Source organism: Paenibacillus sp. EPM92 (genome assembly GCF_016586185.1).
GTDB classification, from domain to species: Bacteria; Bacillota; Bacilli; order Paenibacillales; family NBRC-103111; genus Paenibacillus_G; species Paenibacillus_G validus.
Map to the genome: position 1 here is coordinate 124826 of NZ_BCPS01000064.1, position 20078 is coordinate 144903.

Annotated in this window: 19 protein-coding genes; 16 read left to right on the forward strand and 3 right to left on the reverse strand. The window is 57.6% G+C overall.

Annotation, left to right across the window (positions count from 1 at the left end):
- Window positions 1–235: 235 nt before the first annotated feature.
- Window positions 236–1219 (forward strand): aldo/keto reductase, encoded by a 984-nt coding sequence (locus JMF85_RS12915; RefSeq protein WP_127607028.1) that lies wholly within the window; start codon window positions 236–238, stop codon window positions 1217–1219.
- Window positions 1220–1236: 17 nt separating this feature from the next.
- Here the strand turns inward: JMF85_RS12915 and JMF85_RS12920 are convergent, their stop codons facing one another.
- Window positions 1237–1389: a hypothetical protein gene (locus tag JMF85_RS12920; RefSeq protein WP_201318335.1), complete on the reverse strand. Its 153-nt coding sequence runs from the start codon at window positions 1387–1389 to the stop codon at window positions 1237–1239.
- Window positions 1390–1585: 196 nt separating this feature from the next.
- Between JMF85_RS12920 and JMF85_RS12925 the strand changes: the two genes are divergently transcribed.
- Window positions 1586–2578, forward strand: coding sequence for an aldo/keto reductase (locus tag JMF85_RS12925; protein ID WP_054797510.1), 993 nt, complete (start codon window positions 1586–1588; stop codon window positions 2576–2578).
- 52 nt (window positions 2579–2630) lie between these two features.
- Here the strand turns inward: JMF85_RS12925 and JMF85_RS12930 are convergent, their stop codons facing one another.
- A complete protein-coding gene (locus JMF85_RS12930; protein WP_127607026.1) occupies window positions 2631–3491 on the reverse strand; it encodes an aldo/keto reductase in 861 nt (286 codons plus the stop codon).
- A 247-nt stretch (window positions 3492–3738) separates the two neighbouring features.
- On the opposite strand from JMF85_RS12930, the gene JMF85_RS12935 reads away from it, so the two are divergent.
- The 6 genes from JMF85_RS12935 to ptsP are packed head-to-tail and all read left to right on the forward strand — an operon-like array spanning window position 3739 to window position 9472.
- Window positions 3739–4527: a DeoR/GlpR family DNA-binding transcription regulator gene (locus JMF85_RS12935; RefSeq protein WP_141336135.1), complete on the forward strand. Its 789-nt coding sequence runs from the start codon at window positions 3739–3741 to the stop codon at window positions 4525–4527.
- Window positions 4520–5461 carry a 1-phosphofructokinase gene (gene pfkB / locus JMF85_RS12940; RefSeq protein ID WP_127607022.1) on the forward strand — a complete coding sequence of 314 codons (942 nt, stop codon included), beginning with the start codon at window positions 4520–4522 and terminating at the stop codon, window positions 5459–5461. The genes JMF85_RS12935 and pfkB overlap by 8 nt, the downstream gene beginning before the upstream one ends.
- Window positions 5462–5495: 34 nt before the next feature.
- Window positions 5496–6884 carry a PTS fructose transporter subunit IIC gene (locus JMF85_RS12945; RefSeq protein ID WP_127607020.1) on the forward strand — a complete coding sequence of 463 codons (1389 nt, stop codon included), beginning with the start codon at window positions 5496–5498 and terminating at the stop codon, window positions 6882–6884.
- A gap of 33 nt (window positions 6885–6917) precedes the next feature.
- On the forward strand, window positions 6918–7382 hold the full coding sequence (locus JMF85_RS12950; RefSeq protein ID WP_127607018.1) for a PTS sugar transporter subunit IIA: 465 nt from the start codon (window positions 6918–6920) through the stop codon (window positions 7380–7382).
- 55 nt (window positions 7383–7437) lie between these two features.
- Entirely contained in the window at window positions 7438–7704 is a 267-nt protein-coding gene (locus tag JMF85_RS12955) for an HPr family phosphocarrier protein (RefSeq protein WP_054797513.1), read from the forward strand.
- A 1-nt stretch (window position 7705) separates the two neighbouring features.
- The gene (gene ptsP, locus JMF85_RS12960; RefSeq protein ID WP_201318336.1) at window positions 7706–9472 is read left to right on the forward strand and encodes a phosphoenolpyruvate--protein phosphotransferase; all 1767 of its coding nucleotides are present in this window, start codon (window positions 7706–7708) and stop codon (window positions 9470–9472) included.
- 376 nt (window positions 9473–9848) lie between these two features.
- Here ptsP and JMF85_RS12965 read toward each other — a convergent pair whose 3' ends face one another.
- Entirely contained in the window at window positions 9849–11027 is a 1179-nt protein-coding gene (locus JMF85_RS12965) for an ROK family transcriptional regulator (protein WP_155613868.1), read from the reverse strand.
- Window positions 11028–11188: 161 nt separating this feature from the next.
- Between JMF85_RS12965 and xylA the strand changes: the two genes are divergently transcribed.
- The 8 genes from xylA (at window position 11189) to JMF85_RS13005 (ending at window position 20047) form a co-directional block, all read left to right on the forward strand.
- Complete coding sequence (gene xylA, locus JMF85_RS12970; RefSeq protein ID WP_127607012.1) at window positions 11189–12502, forward strand: xylose isomerase; 1314 nt, start codon at window positions 11189–11191, stop codon at window positions 12500–12502.
- Between the two features lie 84 nt (window positions 12503–12586).
- The gene (xylB, locus tag JMF85_RS12975; protein ID WP_127607010.1) at window positions 12587–14077 is read left to right on the forward strand and encodes a xylulokinase; all 1491 of its coding nucleotides are present in this window, start codon (window positions 12587–12589) and stop codon (window positions 14075–14077) included.
- Window positions 14078–14149: 72 nt separating this feature from the next.
- A complete protein-coding gene (locus tag JMF85_RS12980) occupies window positions 14150–14506 on the forward strand; it encodes an aminoacyl-tRNA hydrolase (RefSeq protein WP_127607008.1) in 357 nt (118 codons plus the stop codon).
- 39 nt (window positions 14507–14545) lie between these two features.
- The gene (locus JMF85_RS12985) at window positions 14546–15247 is read left to right on the forward strand and encodes a PIG-L deacetylase family protein (RefSeq protein WP_201318337.1); all 702 of its coding nucleotides are present in this window, start codon (window positions 14546–14548) and stop codon (window positions 15245–15247) included.
- Between the two features lie 143 nt (window positions 15248–15390).
- Window positions 15391–16413 carry a medium chain dehydrogenase/reductase family protein gene (locus tag JMF85_RS12990; RefSeq protein WP_201318338.1) on the forward strand — a complete coding sequence of 341 codons (1023 nt, stop codon included), beginning with the start codon at window positions 15391–15393 and terminating at the stop codon, window positions 16411–16413.
- Window positions 16414–16448: 35 nt separating this feature from the next.
- Window positions 16449–16883, forward strand: coding sequence for a MerR family transcriptional regulator (locus JMF85_RS12995; RefSeq protein WP_201318339.1), 435 nt, complete (start codon window positions 16449–16451; stop codon window positions 16881–16883).
- 160 nt (window positions 16884–17043) lie between these two features.
- On the forward strand, window positions 17044–19002 hold the full coding sequence (locus tag JMF85_RS13000) for an ATP-dependent DNA helicase (RefSeq protein ID WP_201318340.1): 1959 nt from the start codon (window positions 17044–17046) through the stop codon (window positions 19000–19002).
- A gap of 112 nt (window positions 19003–19114) precedes the next feature.
- Complete coding sequence (locus JMF85_RS13005) at window positions 19115–20047, forward strand: manganese-dependent inorganic pyrophosphatase (protein WP_201318341.1); 933 nt, start codon at window positions 19115–19117, stop codon at window positions 20045–20047.
- The last annotated feature ends 31 nt before the right edge of the window (window positions 20048–20078 follow it).

A 20078-nucleotide genomic window follows, 5' to 3' on the forward strand; every position in this document is an offset into this window, starting at 1 on the left:
CTGCGGACGAGCGGGTGGGTGTTCGGACGGATTGTGGAGCCGGCAGGCGCGGATAATAAGAAGGTAATTTTTGGCTGGGAATGGGTGAATCATGGTACAATGAATAAGACTGGCGCTTATCGGCGCGAGCCCGCCAGGAGCAGGTTCAGCAGTACGCGAAGGCGTCGGCCATCAAGCTTTCGGCCGGCGCGTTGGAGCGCATCGAATGCCATTTGAAATAACGGAGGGGAACCGAGTGAATTATCGTCAATTGGGAGATACCGGACTGAGGGTCAGCGAAATCAGCTTTGGCACATGGGCCATCGGCGGAAGCTGGGGTCAGAAGGACGACAAAGAGTCTATACGGGGCTTGGAGCGCGCGATGGAAGCGGGCGTCAACTTCTTCGATACGGCGGATGTGTACGGCGGCGGACACGCGGAGGAACTGCTCGCGCAAGCGACTCGCGGCCGGGAAGACGACATCCACATCGCGACGAAATTTTGCCGCGCCGGCGACATCCACGATCCGGCTACTTACTCGGAGCAATCGGTTCGCGCTTACTGTGAGAACAGCTTAAAACGGCTGCGCCGCGAGCGGATCGATCTGTATCAGATTCACTGTCCGCCGCTGGCCGTGCTGCAGGACGGTCAGGTGTTCGAAGTGCTGCGCCAGCTGCAGCAGGAAGGAAAAATCCGCCACTTCGGCGTCAGCGTCGAAACGGTGGAGGAAGGCTTGTTCTGTCTGAGCGTCCCCGGCGTCAAAGCGCTGCAAGTCATCTTCAACCTGTTCCGCCAGAAGCCGGCCGAAGTGCTGTTCCCGCAAGCGAAGCAAGCGGGCGTAGGCATCCTGGCGCGACTTCCGCTTGCGAGCGGTCTGCTGACCGGCAAATTTACGGAGAGCAGCACATTCGAGGCGGACGATCACCGCAGCTTCAACGCGAACGGCGAGCAGTTCAACGTTGGTGAAACATTCGCCGGCCTGCCGTTCGACAAGGGCGTAGCGCTGTCCCGGAAGCTCGCATGGATCGCGGAAGGACGCGGGAATATGGCGCGGGCTTCCATGCGCTGGATTCTTGAGAATCCGAACGTCACTTGCGTCATTCCGGGCTTTAAGAACGTACGGCAGGTGGAGGACAATCTCGGCGCTTCGGGCGCAAGGCCTTTTTCGAAGGAGGAGCTTGCGCGCCTGCGCGCCTTCTACGAGCAGGAAGTCCATGCGTTTATTCGCGGAGCTTACTAAACCGGATACACCAAGCTTTAGCCATGACTGAAACCGGAAATCGGAGTCTTCTCCGGGTACAGCAAGCAACCGTCCGCGATCCGGGCGGTTGCTTGCTGTAGGGGGGACTGGGCTATGGTGTCCGCCGGCTGCTTGATCGCCTGCTGGTCTTCGTTGGTCATGCAGTACATAGGAATGCCGCCATGCGGGATCTCGATGCCGGGAGACCGTTCGGCATTTCGCCCGCTTGCGGACAGGAACAGTGCCCGTCTATCGCGGGAACGACCTCAGGGCTGCCGGGGATGCAGCCGTCGTCGCCAAATAGCTTGGCTTGTCCGCGCGCTTTGGCATACAATAGAAGGATTCAATCCGAAGGGGAGTGAGCAGATGCGGTATTTGGAAAATGAACGACGGTACGAGACGATGGTTTACAATCGGAGCGGGGCTAGCGGGTTAAAGCTTCCGGCGATATCCTTGGGCCTGTGGCACAATTTCGGAGGCGGCGACAGCTACGAGAACGGACGCGCGATGGTGCGCCGGGCGTTCGATCTCGGGATTACACATTTTGATTTGGCCAACAATTACGGGCCGCCGGCCGGTTCGGCGGAGGAAACCTTCGGGCGGATTTTGAAGCAAGATATCGGGCATCTGCGGGATGAAATGGTCATCTCGACCAAAGCCGGTTATTACATGTGGCCGGGGCCTTACGGCGACTGGGGGTCCAGGAAGTATTTGATTTCCAGCCTCGATCAAAGCTTGAAAAGGCTGAACCTGGACTACGTCGATATCTTCTACCATCACCGGCCGGATCCCGAGACACCGTTGGAAGAAACGATGGCCGCGTTGGACCTTGTTGTTCGTCAGGGGAAGGCGTTATACGTGGCGCTTTCCAATTACTCCCCGGAACAGACACGGCAAGCGTCCGCGATCTTGAAGTCGCTGGGTACGCCCTGCTTGATTCATCAAGTGCGGTATTCGATGCTGGAGCGTAAGATCGAGGAAGGTCTGCTGGACGTGCTGGAGGAAGAGCGGATCGGCTGCATCGCGTTCTCGCCGCTTGCCAAGGGGATGCTGACGGACCGCTACTTCCAAGGCATCCCCGCGGATTCCAGAGCCGCCGGGGCTAGTATCTTCTTGAAGCCGGAAGAGCTGACCGAAGCGGTGATGGCGAAGACGCGCCAGCTGAACGAGCTTGCCGGTCGGCGCGGGCAAAAGCTGTCGCAAATGGCGCTCGCTTGGGTGCTTCGCGGTGGAAAGGTAACCTCCGCCTTGATCGGCGCGAGCAGAGTCAGCCAAATCGATGACGCAGTCGGTACGCTTGCCAATATGGCTTTTACGGACGAGGAGCTTCAGCAGATAGACAATATCTTGAAAGGCTAAAATCGAAAACGCCCTCCGAACGTTCACTGAACGGTCGGAGGGCGAAGTCGTGTTATGGCCTGTGATGCCATTCACCGGACATCCACGCGCTTGCTTTCCAGCGAAGCACGTCCGGTGTGGCCAGATGCGCGATTTCCTTCAAAAATTCGAGCTGTTCGATGTCGGACATCGGCTGGAAGCTCCGGGCGACGCTTAAGTTTCGTTCCAGCTGCTCCATCGTTTCCATGCCGACAATTGCGGTCGAGATCGGCAGCGAAAGCGTATAACGAAGCGCTTGTTCGTACCAAGGCGCCAGCTTGCCGAGGGCGAACACCTTCATGCCGATGACCGCGACGCCCTTCTCCTGCGCTTTGGGGAGAAATTCGTGAGCAAAGCTGTAGATGAGATGGTCCGCCGCAGATAGCGCGACAAGCGCGCTATCGAACGGAAACCGCTCAATCGCTTCGAGCTGGACACGCGGATTCGTGTGTCCGCTGATGCTGAGCTTGCCGACGAGCCCTTGTTCTTTCGCTTCCCGAAGCGCTTCGAGTGCGCCGCCCTTGGCGAAGCATTGCTCCAGCTCTTCGAACGTCATGATGTTATGAAGGCGCCATTCGTCGACGCGGTCCGTTTGCAGCCGCTTCAAGCTAGCCTCCAGAAGCTTCCAGGAGCCGTCGCGGGTGCGGTCGTTCGTTTTGGTTGCGACCCACACCTCACTGCGGCGATGCTTCAGTACGAGGCCAAGCCGCTCTTCGGACTGCCCGTTGGAGTAGCGCGGCGCCGTATCGAAGTAGGTGATGCCCTCGTCGATGGCACGGTTAATGATGCGAACCGCTTCTTCTTCCGTGCAGCCGTGTTCGTCCACTATGCGCTGCGCGCCGAAGCTGAGGAGCGGAAACCGTCGTCCGGTCGCTCCGAAATCCCGTTGTTCCAAGCGTACTCACTCCTTCAATTATTTTGAAAAAAATGGGTGTTGTCCGTATGCTATCCTATCTTCTTCGAGAAAGCAACAGGGGAGAGGGGAAATGCTTGGATGCGCGCGGATGTTTACATGATTTCCCAAAATGACCGATTGACAGCGAAAATATGACCGTTTATAATCGTTATATATATAAAACGATCACAAACGATCGATTATGTGATCGAATCGTCCACAAACAAGCAAACGGAGGGCGAACCCATTGTTCGGAGAAGAACGAAAAAATAATATTTTATCGTTAGTGGAAGAGAAAAAAAGCGTCGATGTGCAGGAATTATGCGAATTGTATCAAGTTTCCGAATCCACGATCCGCCGGGACTTGCGGGAGATGGAGGAGGCCGGGCTGCTGAAGCGTACGCACGGAGGCGCTATATCCGTGAAAAGCGTCATGTTCGAGCCGTCTTTCTCGGAGAAAGAAATTTCCCGCACCGCTGAGAAGAAAGCCATTGCGGCGAAGGCGGCGGCGATGATTCGCAACGGCGACACGATATTGCTTGATGCAGGCACGACGACGTACTACATGTTTCGCGAATTGGAAGCGTTTCAGAAGTTGACGGTTGTGACCAACTCGATCATTTTGCCTCAAGACGTCAACCTGCCTCTCGGCATCGAGCTCATTGTCCTGGGCGGCGCTTACCGCGCTGGCGTCATGTCGCTCGTTGGTCCGTTCGCCGAAAGATGCCTCGACATGATCAAGGTTGACAAAGCGTTCATGGCGACCAACGGCATGGATTTGAAGGAAGGACTGACGACGCCGAACTTGATGGAAGCGGATATTAAGCGCAAAATGATTCGCCGCGCGGACCGCGTCATTCTGCTTAGCGACAGCAGTAAAGCGAATCAGGTCAGCTTCTCGCGTTTCGCCGATTGGAGCGACATCGACGTCTGTATTACCGATGCCGGAATGCCCGGTGAATTCATGGAGGCATTAACGGCGCGGGGGATCGAGGTTTATGCGGTTGAGGCCGGGAAGGAGCTCGGAGATGGGTAGACAACAGGTGGTAACGGTCACATTAAATCCGTCGATGGACAAAACGGTGCTATTACCCTCCCTCCAGGTCGGAGGCTTGAACCGAGCTGAAGAAATTCGGCTTGATCCCGGCGGCAAAGGGATTAACGTGGCGCGCATTTTGCAAAGCTTTCAGGTTCGCGTGACCGCGGCCGGATTTCTGGCAGGTACGCTTGGCTCGCGCATCAGGCGGGAGCTGGAGGGAATCGGCATCCGCACGGAATTCGTTGAGGTGGCTGGGGAAACGCGCACGAACATGAAGCTGGTGGACACCTGGAAGCGGGTCACGACGGAGATTAATGAGCCGGGCTTCGACATCGCTCCTGAAGCGTTGAAAGCGCTGAATCAAAATTTGGAAGCGCTGCTCGCGGAAACGGAAGTGATGGTGCTGGGAGGCAGCCTGCCTAAAGGCGTCGATACGCAGATCTATTACGATTACATCCGGACGGCGCACCGCTTCGGCGTCAAGACGATTCTGGATGCGGACGGCGAGGCGTTGGCTGCGGGGATCGAAGCCATCCCGTATGCGGTGAAGCCCAATCAGTTCGAGCTTGAGCAGCTGGTGGGCGCAAAGCTGGAGACGGATCGCGATATCGTCGAAGCCGGACGTTCCCTGCTGAACCGGGGCATCCGGGTTGTGCTCGTCTCGATGGGCGCGCAGGGCGCGATCGTCATGAATGAAACGGAAACGTACCGCGTCCGTCCGTTCCCGATCGAGGCACTCAGCACGGTCGGAGCCGGAGATTCAATGGTGGCCGTCATGGCGCACGCGCTGCTCGCAGACCGTCCGCTCCCGGAGCTGGCGCGCTGGAGTGCGGCGGCTGGGACGTTAACCGCAAGCAAGCCGGGAACGCAGGTAAGCACCTTCGAAGAAATTGAAAGGCATGTGAATCAGGTACAGCTTCAAGCTCTGTAAGGAAACGAAGTTATATCTTGAAGGGGGATCTCCTATGAAAAAATTGTTGGCGGTTACTTCATGCCCTACCGGAATTGCCCACACGTATATGGCTGCTGAGTCTTTGCTCAAAACGGCCGCAGAGAAAGGCGTGGAGTTGAAGGTTGAGAAACGCGGCGCGCTTGGCGTGGAGGACGAAATCACCGAGCAGGAAATCGCAGCGGCGCATGCGATTATCATCGCGGCGGATACGGACGTGGAGGAATCGCGTTTCGCCGGCAAGCCGGTCGTGAAGGCGGGCGTTGCCGAAGGCATCAAAAATCCGATCGGTCTTATCGAGGAAGCACTTTCGATGCAGGCCGTATCGCCAAGCGCTGCGGCAGGCGGCGCCGACTATGCCGCAAAGGTCGAGCGGGCGAAGCAGGAGCGCAGCGCGAAGCGTACAGGCTTTTACAAGCACCTGATGACGGGCGTATCCAATATGCTGCCGCTCGTCGTTGCAGGCGGGATTATTATCGCGCTGTCGTTCATATTCGGCATCAACGCTTTTAAGGAAGAAGGAACGCTGGCTGCAGCGCTGATGAGCATCGGCGGCGGCGCGGCATTCGCTTTGATGGTACCGGTTCTGTCGGGCTTTATCGCCTTCTCTATTGCCGACCGGGTCGGCCTGGCGCCAGGCCTTGTCGGTGGCATGCTGGCCAGTCAGCTCGGCGCGGGTTTCTTGGGGGGGATTATTGCCGGTTTCCTAGCCGGATACATCGCCCAGTGGCTGAAGACGGCTGTTAAACTGCCGAAGACGCTTGAAGGCGTCAAACCGATTCTGATTATTCCGGTCTTATCTACGCTTATCGTTGGCTTGCTTATGATTTACGTAATTGGAACGCCGGTTAAATCGATTATGGACGCTTTAACGCAATGGTTAACCGCCATGAACTCGACCAACGCCGTTTTCCTTGGGCTGCTGCTTGGGGCTATGATGGCCTTCGATATGGGCGGACCGGTTAACAAAGCAGCTTACACGTTTGCCGTAGGTTTGCTGGCGAGCCAAGTATACGGCCCGATGGCGGCGGTCATGGCAGCGGGTATGACACCGCCGCTCGGCTTATGGCTGGCGACGCTGATCGCGAAGAACAAGTTCACGAAGGAAGAGTGCGATGCGGGTAAAGTAGCTTCCGTCATGGGCATTTCCTTCATTACCGAAGGCGCGATCCCGTTCGCGGCAGCCGATCCGCTGCGTGTCATCCCTTCGATTATGCTTGGCTCGGCGGTAACAGGAGCACTGTCGATGGTGTTCGGCGCGACGCTGCAGGCGCCGCACGGCGGAATTTTCGTCCTTGCGATTCCGAACGCCGTAACGCATTTGGCGGCTTATACCGCAGCGATCGCCGTCGGTACGGTGATCACCGCAGTTTCGGTCATGATGTTGAAGAAGAAAGTCGCTTAACTTTAACTTTTAATTACCAGGAGGAACCTACAAATGAGTGCAAACGCAAACGACTTGATTCAAACCCAGACGATCGTCCTTGACATGAACGCGACAAGCCGCCAAGACTGCCTGGAACAGCTGGCCGCCCGCATGGAAGCCGGGCAATACGTGACCGACCGGGCGCTGTTTCTTGCCGATGTGGAGGCGCGGGAGCAGCATGCGTCGACGGCAATCGGCTTCGGCGTAGCGATTCCGCACGGCAAATCGGCGGGTGTCGTGAAGCCGGGGCTGGCATTCGCCCGGCTATCCCGGCCGCTCGATTGGAACGCGCTTGACGGGCAGCCGGTGTCACTGATCATCCTGCTGGCGATTCCGCAGGCCGAAGCGGGCAAAGAGCATCTGCGCGTTCTGGCGTCGATCTCACGGAAGCTGATTCACGAAAGCTTCCGCAACGAACTGAGCGAAGCGAAGACCGAGGAAGACGTGCTGCGTACTTTGGAAAGCGCGCTCTCTTAAGAAAGCGATAAAGATCACACCGTAAGAAGAACCAGGTGGAGAGGAGTTTCACCCTATGCAATCAAGAATACTTACGATTATCAATGAAGAGGGCATGCATTTGCGTCCGGCGCAAACGCTGGCCGATGCGGCCATACAATTTGAATCGGATATTTTTCTGGAGACGGAAGGCGGCATGGAAGCGAACTTGAAGAGCGTGCTCGGCATTATTGCGCTCGGGCTGGAGAAAGGCGCTGAAGTCAAGCTGTCGGCCGACGGGCCGGACGAGGAGAAGGCGGCGGACGAAATCGCCCGCTTGTTCGAGTCGGGGTTCGGTGAGTAGGATGGGCGAATTACGCATTCAAGGCATTGGCGTTTCGGAAGGTATCCGCTTCGGCCGTGCATTCGTTTATGCGCTGGCCGGAGAGGGGCGGGCCGCTTACGCGGAGCGGATCGAGCCGGACCAGGTGCCCGCGGAGCTTGAGCGGTTGGAGCAGGCGAAGCGGCAATCGGTTGCCGAGCTGGAAGCGATCATCGCGAAGTCGGAGCTGACGCTGGGCAAAGAGAAGAGCGCGATCATTCAAGGGCAGAAGAGCTTTTTGAGCGATCCGGCGTTTTATGGTGAAATCGTCAGTCAGGTTAAGCGCAAGCAGGCATCGCCGGAGAAAGCCGTCGAGACGGTTGTCGCCCAGCTTAGCGCGGTGTTTGAGAAAATGAACAATGCGTACGTGAAAGAACGCATTCACGATATTAAAGACGTGGCAGAACGGCTGATGTCGCATCTTCAGCAAGTGTCGTACCCGGATTTGTCGTTTATTCAAGAACCGGTCATCCTGGTCGCCGAAGATTTGACGCCTTCGGTTACGGTGCAGCTCGACAAACGAACCGTGCTCGGATTTGTCACCCGTATCGGGGGCCAAACGACCCATACGGCAATCTTGTCCCGCTCGCTCGGCATTCCGGCGGTTGTCGGCACAGGAGAGGCGTTCGCCGCCTTGAAGCATGGCGACGAGCTGATCCTGGACGGCACGGAAGGCGTCTGCATCGTGTGTCCCGATGCCGCGACGACCGCAAGCTACCGTGAGAAGTTCGAGCAAGAGCAGGCTGCAGCCGAGAAGCTCTCCGCATATCGCGGGCTTCCGGCCCGCACGGCGGACGGCACCACAGTGGAGCTGGCGGTTAACGTAGGCATGCCGGAAGAGATGCGCGAAGGGATCGCGGAAGAAGCGGACGGCGTCGGCTTGTTCCGGACCGAATTTCTGTTCATGCACGCGGACGGCTTTCCGGACGAAGAGGATCAGTTTCGTGTCTACCGGGGGATGGTGGAGCAGTGGAATGGCAAGCCGGTCGTCATTCGGACGCTGGACATCGGCGGAGATAAGGAGCTGTCCTACTGGGACCTGCCGCACGAGGACAATCCGTTCCTCGGTATGCGGGCGATCCGGCTGTGCCTGCACGAACGCGAGCTGTTTAAGACGCAGCTGCGGGCGATTATCCGCGCCAGCGCGTTCGGCTGCGTGAAGATCATGTTCCCGATGGTGTCCTCGATGCAGGAGTTTCGGGAGGCAAAGGCGCTGGCCTTGCAGGCGATGCAGGAGCTGAAGGCGGCTGGAATCGCCTATGACGAGAAGCTTGAGCTTGGCATCATGGCTGAAATTCCTTCCGTCATTCAACTTGCGGACCGGTTCGCCAAGGAAGTCGATTTCTTCAGCATCGGCACGAACGATCTGGTGCAGTATACGTTGGCCGTCGACCGGATGAACGAGAAAGTCGCGCACTTGTACGATTATTTCCATCCGGCGGTGCTGCGCTCCATCCGCAGCTTGATCGACGCTGCGCACCGCGAAGGCAAGCGGGTCGGCATGTGCGGCTCGATGGCCGGGGATCCGCTTGCCGCCCCGCTGCTTCTGGCCATGGGCTTGGACGAGTGGAGCATGGACGCGGCGTCCGTCGCCAAGCAAAAGTTCGCATTGTCCCGGCTTCACGCCGAGGAGTGCCGCGCCCTGCTGGAGCGGGCTATCGACAGCGACACGGCTGCGGAAGTACGCGGGCAGGCGAAGGATTTCTACGAGACGAAGTTCGGGACCGAGGAGCAGCGCCAGCCGGGTTAGGCGGAGTCGGAAGGGCTGGGCGGCGCATGCAGGGTGGGCGTCGCAAAGCTTGAAGGAGCTGCAGATTGGCCCGCCCGATGCGGTATTTTGCGGTAAAAAACAGCAAACGTCTGCCGGTGAGAATAGGAATGCGTGTACATCATGATTTGTAATTCGATTCCAGAGCGGTGTCCGGCGAGCATGCAGCGTGCGAGCGGCATGCTGTTTGCCGGAAGCGAGGCACCGCTTGCAGGACCTGAACAGCTGGTCCACGTCAAAAACGCCGTTCCTTCGCCAATTTGGCGGAGGGGCGGCGTTTTTGGCATGGCGGCATACGTTACCCGATCTTCAGTGCGAATAGAGCATCCTCGTTCAGCTATTTGGTGCGGAGGCGCTGCTACTCCCAAGTCGCCTTCATCTTCGAGAAAAAGTGGCCGATCGCCATCGATGCGGCGCCGAGCGCGGACGATGCCATGCCGAGCTGCGAGTAGGCGACGGAGGTGTGCTTGCGGTGGAACGCGAGACTGCGCGTGTCCAGCGACTCGTGGATGCTATCGGCGATCCATTCGCTCGCCAGCGACATCCGGTTGCCGATCACGATCAGCGCTGGATTGAACACGTTGACGAGGTTGGCGATCCCGATGCCGAGCCAATGTCCCGTGTCCGCGAACAGCTCGCGCACCCCGGTCACGTCCTGTTTGGCCGCCGCCAGCAGCGCGTGCAAGCGGGGCGTTGGCTCGTCGCCCAGCCGGAGCTTATTCGCTTGAAGCAGCAGCGCCTTCTCCGAGGCGAACGTCTCCCAGCAGCCGCGGTTGCCGCAGCCGCAGCGGGGCCCGTCCTGCGCGAGCATCATATGCCCGACTTCGCCGGAGAACCCGGATACACCGCGGTACAACGCGTCGTTCAGTATGATGCCGGCGCCGATCCCGATGCCGACGCTGATATAGAGCAGGTTCGAGACGGCGCGACCGGCGCCGAATTCTTTTTCCCCGAGCGCCCCGGCGTTAGCTTCGTTATCGATGGACACCTCCAGGCCGAATTCCGCCTGCAGCATGTCGCGCAGCGGCACGCTCTCCCAGCCGAGGTTCGGGGCGGACAGCACCCGCCCTTGATCGTCGACAAGTCCGGGCACACCGACGCCGATGCCGACGATGCCGTAAGGCGAGGGAGGCGCCTTTCTGATCAGACCGTGGATCGTCCTCTTCAGCTTGTCCGTCACGGCTTCCACCTCGAGATCGGCGAGCTCGATCTTCTTCTCCTTGACGATCGCGCCGCTCAGATCCGTGATCATCGCGAGGATGTAGTTGACCCCGAGATCGACGCCGATCGCATAACCGGCTTGCTGGTTGAACAGCAGCATCATGGGCTTGCGGCCGCCGCTCGATTCGCCGAGACCGGTTTCGGTAACGAAGTGCGCTTCGATCAATTCACTCACAAGCCCCGAGACCGTCGCTTTGTTCAAACCGGTTTTGGCCGAAATGTCGGCGCGCGAAATCGGAAACTCGCGCCGGATCGTATCGAGCACGATATAGGTGTTTATTTTTTTGATAAGCTGATGATCGCCGGTAATTTTCATACGAACTCCTTACGAACTTGTTGTCGATTTTCTCCATCATACCACGTTTTCACAAAAAGAAAACATCAACTTACTTTGTTTACTAGACAAACTAAGTTGAGCATGTTAGGATAAAGGAAAGCGTTGCCAATTCATCTCCAACCGATAAGGAGGACTTATCCATGGCTTATTTTAATACGGTGAATCGCATTCAGTTTGAAGGCAAACAGTCCCGGAATCCGCTCGCATTCAAGCACTATAACAAGTCGGAAGTCGTGCTCGGGAAGACGCAGGAGGAGCATCTTCGCTTCGCAGTGGCCTATTGGCACACGATGACCGGCGGCGGCAGCGACCCGTTCGGCGCGGATACGGCGATTCGGCCGTGGAACGGGTACAGCGGGCTTGACCTCGCGAAAGTCCGCGTTGAAGCGGCATTCGAATTTTTCACGAAAATCGATGCCCCGTACTTCTGCTTCCATGATCGCGATATTGCGCCGGAAGGCCATTCATTGAAGGAAACGAACGAGAACCTCGACGTCATTGTAGCGCAAATCAAAGAACACATGAAAACGAGCGGCGTGAAGCTGCTGTGGAACACGGCGAACATGTTCTCGAACCCGCGTTTCGTTCACGGGGCGGCGACGACGTCCAATGCGGAAGTGTATGCCTATGCGGCTGCTCAAGTGAAAAAAGGTCTGGAAACCGCCGTGGAGCTCGGCGCTGAAAACTACGTGTTCTGGGGCGGACGCGAAGGGTACGAGTCGCTGCTCAATACGAACCTGGAGCTGGAGCTCGACAACCTGGCGAGGTTCTACCATATGGCGATTGCGTATGCGAAGGAAATCGGCTTTACCGGCCAATTCCTGATCGAGCCGAAGCCGAAGGAGCCTTCCAAGCACCAGTACGATTACGATGCGGCGACGTCCATCGCGTTCCTGCAGAAGTACGGCCTGGATCGACACTTCAAGCTGAACCTCGAAGCGAACCACGCCACACTGGCCGGCCACACCTTCGAGCATGAGCTGCGCGTCGCGCGCATCAACGGTATGCTCGGTTCGATCGATGCCAACCAGGGCGACCTGCTGCTCGGCTGGGATACCGACGAGTTCCCGACAGACTTGTACGCCGTAACGTTAGCGATGTACGAAATTCTCAAGAACGGCGGACTCGGCTCCGGCGGCGTCAATTTCGACGCGAAGGTGAGAAGATCGTCGTTCGAGCCGGAGGATTTGTTCCACGCGCATATTGCGGGCATGGATACGTTCGCCAAAGGGTTGAAGGTGGCGGCGAAATTGATCGAGGACGGCTTCTTCGAGAACATCGTCAGCGAACGTTACAGCTCGTTCCAAAGCGGTATCGGCCTCGACATCGTGAACGGTACGACGGACTTCCGCAAGCTGGAGCAATACGCGCTCGCCCAAGACCGCATCCGCAACAAATCCGGCAAGCTGGAGCTCATCAAAGCGCAGCTGAACGAGTACCTGTTCTCGGTGTAAGCAGCGGTATACTAGAATGAAGAATAACGAAAGCAAGGGACTGCTGCAGTCCCTTTTTTCTCGAATGACGGGGAGGATTCCAGCATGAGCTATGTAATCGGCATCGATTTGGGTACCGGTTCGGTCAAATCGCTGCTTGTCGATCAGAAGGGCATGATTTGCGGCGAAGCGTCGAGAACCTATCCGCTGCAGCATGAGCAGCCGGGGTACAGCGAGCAGCACCCGGAAGATTGGGTGACGCAAACGCTGGGCACGCTGCGCGAGCTGCTCCAGACGAGCGGCGTTCAGCCGGAGCAGGTGGAGGGAATCAGCTTCTCCGGGCAAATGCACGGGCTGGTGCTGCTCGACGGACAAGGTCAAGTGCTGCGTCCGGCGATCTTGTGGAACGATACGCGCACGACCCCGCAATGCCGGGCGATTGAAGCAAAACTGGGGTCCAGGCTGCTCGATATTACGAAAAATGCGGCGCTTGAAGGCTTTACGCTGCCCAAATTGTTATGGGTGCAGGAGCACGAGCCGGAGCTGTTCGCCAAGGCTGCGGTTTTCCTGCTGCCGAAAGATTATTTGCGTTACCGGCTGACCGGCAAGCTGCACATGGATATAACCGACGCGGCGGGCACGCTGCTGCTCGATGTGATCGGCAAACGGTGGAGTACCGACATTTGCGAAGCGTTCGGCCTTGATCCGAAGCTGTGTCCGCCGCTTGCCGAAGCGATGGAGCATGTCGGCGGCCTGCTGCCGGAAATAGCCGGTCAAACCGGGCTTGCGGCGTCGACGAAGGTGTTCGCCGGCGGCGCGGACAATGCATGCGGCGCGGTAGGCGCAGGCATTGTCGGCAAAGGCGCGACGCTGTGCAGCATCGGGACGTCCGGCGTGATCCTCGCCTATGAGGAGCGGGAGCAGGACTTTGCGGGCGCTTTGCACTTCTTTAACCATGCGCAGCCGGAAGGCTTCTATGCGATGGGCGTGACGCTGGCGGCCGGTTACAGTCTGGATTGGTTCAAGAAGACGATAGCGCCGGACGAAAGCTTTGATTCCTTCTTGTCGCTTGTCGCGGAGGTGCCGGCCGGTGCGGGCGGCTTGCTGTTTACCCCTTATCTGGTCGGCGAGCGCACGCCGCATGCCGACGCGGTCATCCGCGGCAGCTTCGTCGGGCTGGACGGCTCGCATCGCCGGGAGCACCTGACCCGCGCGGTGATGGAAGGAATAACGTTCTCGCTGAATGAGTCGCTCGAACGGTTCCGGGCGGCGGGCATGGCGGTGGAGACGATCGTTTCGATTGGCGGCGGCGCGAAGAACGACGTGTGGCTGCAGATGCAGGCGGACATCTTCGGCGCGCCGGTTGTGAAGCTGAAGAACGAGCAGGGTCCGGCGCTGGGCGCGGCAATGCTGGCCGCCGTCGGCTGCGGCTGGTTCGCATCCTTAAGCGAATGCGCGGCATCGTTCGTTGCGTATGATCGCCGCTTCGAGCCGATTCCGGCGAACGTGGAGACGTATCGCGGGTTGTTCGAGATTTACAAAAGCGTGTATGCGCACACTCGGGAAATGAACGAGCGCCTCCGGGCATACCGGTAAACGTTTATTTTGAGTTCCTCCCCGAACCGTCTATAATGGAATGGAAATGACTAATGGGGAGGAGTCCTTGATATGCAGTCTCCGAATCGCGATTTGGTGCAATATTACGTCGTCAATGAAGAACTGTCGATGTCTGCGGGGAAGATTGCCGCACAGGTCGCGCATGCGGCGACCACGATGACCCTGCACGTGCTGCTTCAAGATCAAGGCTCTCACGAAACGTACCAGGCATGGCTGAATCAAGGGCAGAAAAAAATCGTGTTAAAAGGAAGTGAGCGGGAGCTGCTGCGCCTAACGGACGAAGGTTATTTGTCCATTCGGGACGCGGGTCATACGGAAGTGCCTTCCGGCTCGTTAACCGTCGTTGTTCTGCCCCCGATGGAGAAAAGCATTGCCGGGCAGAGCGTATCCGGACTCAAGTTGTTATAACGGGCGCTTATGGCCGTTGAGAAAGGAGAAACGAAAGAGATGACCGAGCCGATTGCATTGGTATTTGCCCATCCCGACGATGAAACGTTCCTAAGCGCCGCCTTGATCCGGCGACTGGCTGATGAAGGAAACGCCCCGGTGCTGCTGCTTGCTACGAAGGGAGACGCCGGGAAAAAGAACGGCGCGTTCGCTCACTTGAGCAACGAGGAGCTTGCCGAGCTGCGCGAGGCGGAGATGAGCCGGGCGGCCGAAATTCTGGGGCTGTCCGCGGTGGAGCATCTCGCGTATCCCGACGGCAAGCTGCAGGAGGCGGACGAAGCGGAGTTCGTTCGGCGCGTCGCCGGGTTTCTGAACCGGCACCGTTCGCCGGTCGTCGTGACGTTCCCCGAAGACGGAGGCAACTACCACCCCGATCATATGGCGATCTCGCGCATTGCGACGAAGGCGGTGCTGGACGGATGGTGCCCGCACGTAGAGAAGCTGTATTATATTTTGTCGGATCCGCTTGCCGAGAAAGGCGTTCAGCCCGCGTTTCGTCTCGATACGGAGCCGTATTGGCCGGTGAAGGCGGCAGCCCTGCGCGCACACGATTCGCAAGCTCTGGCGATAGAGCGGTATTTCGGGCCGCTGGACGCATTCCCCGAGCAGCGCCGCTACGAGGCGTTCGTGTTGGCGTGGGAGCGGGGCGAAGCATGGCCGAAGCGGACGGAGACGTGGATCATGGATCGTCTGAACTCATAATCTCAGATTCAAGGAGAAATCCCCCCATGACGCTTAGGGATGAGCGAATTCGGGGGATTTTGTGCGTTGCATTCAGGTATTGACTTCGAGTTGACTCTAACTTGTATGATCGGTTCATCCAATCAGGAAGGGAAGGATGAACGATGAATCAAAGAGTGATCGTGACGGCTTACGGAGAAGCCGACGTCTTGCGGTTGATGGATGAACCCTTGCAGGCTCCGGCATCCGGCGAGGTGCTGATTCGAGTGGATGCCGCAGGCGTGGCGCTAGGCGATGTGATGCGGCGAAAAGGCGTTTATCCCGGAGGGCCAAAGCCTCCTTTTACCCCAGGCTACGACGGCGTCGGCCGAATTGAAGCTGTAGGGGAGGGGGTGTCCGGTTTACGTGCGGGAGAGCGGGTGGCCTTTTGCTTGGACGGTACCGGCGCCTATTCCAGGTATGTAAGAGTTCGCGAGCAGGATGCGATTCCTGTCCCGGCATCCATAGACCCTTATGAAGCCGTTTGCCTCGTGCTGAATTATGTGACGGCTTATCAGCTGCTGCATCGCGCCGTGAAGAAGGAGGGTATGCGCCGCATCCTTGTTCATGGCGCTGCCGGCGGGGTCGGGACGGCGCTGCTGGAGCTGGGACGAGTGCTTGGACTCACGATGATCGGGACGGCCTCCGAGCCGAAATTAGCGTCGGTCCGCGGTTACGGCGCCATGGGAATCGATTACCGGTCGGAAGATTTCGTACAAGCCGTGCTTGAACGGTACCCGGACGGGGTGGATGCTGTTTTCGACCCGATCGGGGGGGACAATTGGCGGCGATCCGCTCAAACGTTAAGACCGGGCGGTGCTTTAGTTGGTTTTGGCTTCACCTCCGTCTTAACGGCCGGACCGGATGCCGAAGCTGCGTCCCGGCTCCGGGGGGACTGGTCCCGGCTTTCCCAGGGGCAATGGCACAGTGAGAAGCCGGTGCTGGCCTCCGCTTACAGCGTCACGCAATGGAAAAGAGAGCATCCGTCGTGGTTCCGGCTGGACCTGCAAGCGCTGCTGCAGCTGTTGTCCGAGGGCCGGATCAAGCCGGTCGTCCATGCTGTGATCCCGCTGCAGGAGGCGGCCGAGGCCCACCGTCTTATTGAATCCTCCCGCACAATCGGTAAAATAATAGTAGACTGCTTGTGAGGATAGATAGGGCAGCCGTGGAAGGAGGCTACAAGATGCTCACGGTGGGGGAAGCTGCGGAGCGCTTAGGCATTACCGCTTATACGCTTCGTTATTATGAGAAAATCCGGCTGCTGCCTGAGCCGGCCCGGCGCGGACCGGGCAAAGCCCGGCTATATTCGGAAGATGATTTGCGCTTTATCCGCTTTCTGTTGAGCTTGAAGGACACCGGCATGTCTTTGGCGCATATCGCCATTTTCGTCAAGGACGGCTGCTTGCTGGATCGGGCTCCATCGGGGAACGAGGATCTCACGGACGCCGTAACGAATCGCCTGGACATTCTGCAGCAGCATTACACCGAGCTGGAGGCGCAGCAGGCTAAGCTATCGGAGATCATGGCCCTGACCAGAGAGAAGATTGAATTTTATTCAGATGTGCTTATTTCACGAGGCGAAAAGTTTAGAGGATCAGGAGAGCAACATCTGAACTGAGCCTTTGTATGGAGAAGCCTATGTATTCGTGAGCAATAACAGGCATTCAGGCAATGGGCTGCCAGGGGCGGCCGGTTGCTTTTTTCTTTGCTTTTATACGCGGATCGTGTGATAATATGGTTTTCTTCCTTGAATTTACTTGGATGGAGGCCAAATCATAGTGGAGCGGTATCCTTTTGCTTACGACCGTTCGCAGCCGTTCATTCAGCAGGTTGCGGAATGGATCGCGGATGTGTTTTACGATATATTGCCGGAAGCGGGCTTCGAGGTTCGCGACGAGCAAATTTATATGGCGTTTCAGCTGGAACGGGCGTTTGCCGAGAAACAGGCCATTTTCGCGGAAGCGGGCGTAGGGACGGGGAAAACGCTAGTTTACTTATTGTATGCGATCTGTTACGCGCGTTATATGCAGAAGCCGGCGGTTATCGCCTGTGCCGACGAATCGTTGATCGAGCAGCTGGTCAAGCCCGAGGGGGATATCGCCAAGCTGGCCCGGCATCTGGGTATGGCCATAGACGCCAGACTCGGCAAATCGCCGGATCAGTACGTGTGTCTGGTCAAGCTCGACGAGGCGAGATTCGGATACGAGGATGTCGAGATGTACAAGGACCTGTACGAGAGCTTGCCGGAGTTTGTGCATACGCACGAAGCGCTGCAATCGTTCTACGCTTACGGCGACCGGAAGTTTTACCCGCACCTGAACGATGAGCAATGGAACAAAATCGGCTGGGACGCCTTTCAGGACTGCTTCGTCTGCGACAAAAGGCACCGCTGCGGGCAGACGCTTTCCCGCGATCACTACCGGCGGTCCGGCGATTTGATCATTTGCTCGCACGACTTCTACATGGAGCATGTGTGGACGTATGAGGGAAGAAAGCGGGAAGGCCAGCTGCCGCTGCTGCCGGACCACTGCGCCGTCGTATTCGATGAAGGACATTTGCTGGAGTCGGCCGCCCAGAAGGCGCTGACCTACAAGCTGAAGCATGTCGTATTTGAAGAACTGATTACGCGTTTGTTAAAAGGAGAAATCCGCGAATCGCTCGCGGTGCTGATCGACGAGGCGATTGAGCAGAGCGAAGCGATGTTCGGCGTCCTGGAGCGGCAAAGCCGGGAAATCCCCGGCTCCGACCGGAAGCAGATCGTCTTGAGCGATCAGCTGCTTGAGGAGGTGGACCGGTTCCGCAGCATTCTCACGGCGATTGAGGAAGAGCTTGTATTTGAGAGCGAGCTGTACACCCTGAATGCCTACCATCTGCGTATCGTCGAGGAGCATCTGGAGATGATGCAGAAGGCTTTAAGCTTGTTCGGGCAGCCGGAATCGCTCATTTGCTGGGCGACGGAAAGCGTGAACGGACTTACTCTCGTCATGATGCCGAGAACCGTGAAGGAAGTGCTGCGCGAACGGGTTTTTTCGGCAAATATGCCGATCGTGTTCTCTTCCGCTACGTTATCCGTGGACGGTTCCTTCGATTTTGTGACGGACAGCCTCGGGGTGGAGCGTTACTTGTCTTTCTCCGTCGCTTCGCCGTATGAGTACGAGCATCAAATGGAAGTTATCGCTCCCAAATGGTCTTACCGGGGGACGTTCACGGAGAAGATGAAAACCGCCGTCAAATTGCTGGAGCATACGGAAGGCAGGGCGCTTATTTTATTCCCGTCCAAAGACGAGCTGGTGCGGTTTAAACGCGAAGTCGCTTATTATCCGGAATGCGCGGCGATGCGCTTTTGGTTCGAGGGCGACCAAGAGATCAGCCATTTGATCTCGTCGTTTCAACAGGACGAACTGAGCGTGCTGTGCGCGGTCAGCTTATGGGAGGGGCTCGACGTGCCCGGACCGTCGCTGTCGAACGTCATCGTATGGTCGCTGCCTTGGCCGCCTCAAGATCCGGTGTTTATGGCGAAGCGTCAGTCGGCGGCATCTCCGTATGAAGAGGTCGATTTGCCTTATATGCTGCTGCGTCTCAAGCAGGGAATCGGGCGGCTGATCCGCTCCCGTGACGACCGTGGCCTCGTGGCCATTCTAAGCGAAGAGCTGCACGAGAGTCCGGAACTGCGGGCGAAAGTGATGGGATTGCTGCCGGAAGCTGTCCGGTTGAAGGAATCGCTCGAAATGGTGTAAACAAATCTGTGTAAAGGCATTGGAATGAGGAGCATTTCACGTTATAATCGAGTATGGGCATTACTTAGTACGAGATGCCGTTCTCGCCAATACACGCATAAGGAGCCGTATCATGGAAAAAACACTTATTTTCGGGCACAAAAACCCCGACACCGACACCATTTGCTCGGCGCTTGCTTACGCCGACTTGAAAACCAAATTAGGCCAAAACGTCGAAGCAGTCCGTCTGGGCAGCGTAAACGGGGAGACGCAATACGCATTGAACCAATTTGGTGTAGAAGCGCCGCGTTTGGTTGAAGCGGTAGCCGGCGAAGCGAAGAATGTGATCCTGGTCGACCACAACGAGCGTCAACAAAGCGCTAACGACATCGATCAAGTGCGCGTTGTCGAAGTTATCGACCACCACCGGATCGCAAATTTCGAGACAAGCCATCCGCTTTACTACCGCGCTGAGCCGGTAGGCTGCACGGCAACAATCCTGAATAAAATGTACAAGGAAAACGGCATAGCCATCGATAAAAACATCGCAGGTCTGATGTTGTCCGCGATTATCTCGGATTCCTTGTTGTTCAAATCCCCGACTTGCACGGCAGAAGACGTAGCCGCCGCTCGCGAATTGGCCGAGATCGCCGGTGTGAACGCCGAGAGCTACGGTTTGGAAATGCTGAAAGCGGGAGCCGATCTGAGCGACAAAACGATCGCCCAGCTGATCTCGCTGGACGCGAAAGAATTCCAAATGGGCGCTTACAAGGTTGAGATTGCGCAAGTCAACGCCGTCGACACGAACGATGTGCTTGCGCGTCAAGCGGAATTGGAAGCGGCACTGAACGGCATTATCGCCGAGAAGGGTCTGGATCTGTTCTTATTCGTCGTGACGGATATCCTGAACAACGATTCCGTCGGACTTGCACTCGGTCGCGCGGCTCATGCGGTCGAGCAGGCGTACAACGTCAAGCTGGACGACAACAAGGCGCTGCTGAAAGGCGTCGTCTCGCGTAAATCGCAAATCGTTCCGGTATTGACCGAAACGTTCAACAAGCTGTAAGTTTCATCACGAAGGCTGCCTGGCGAATATG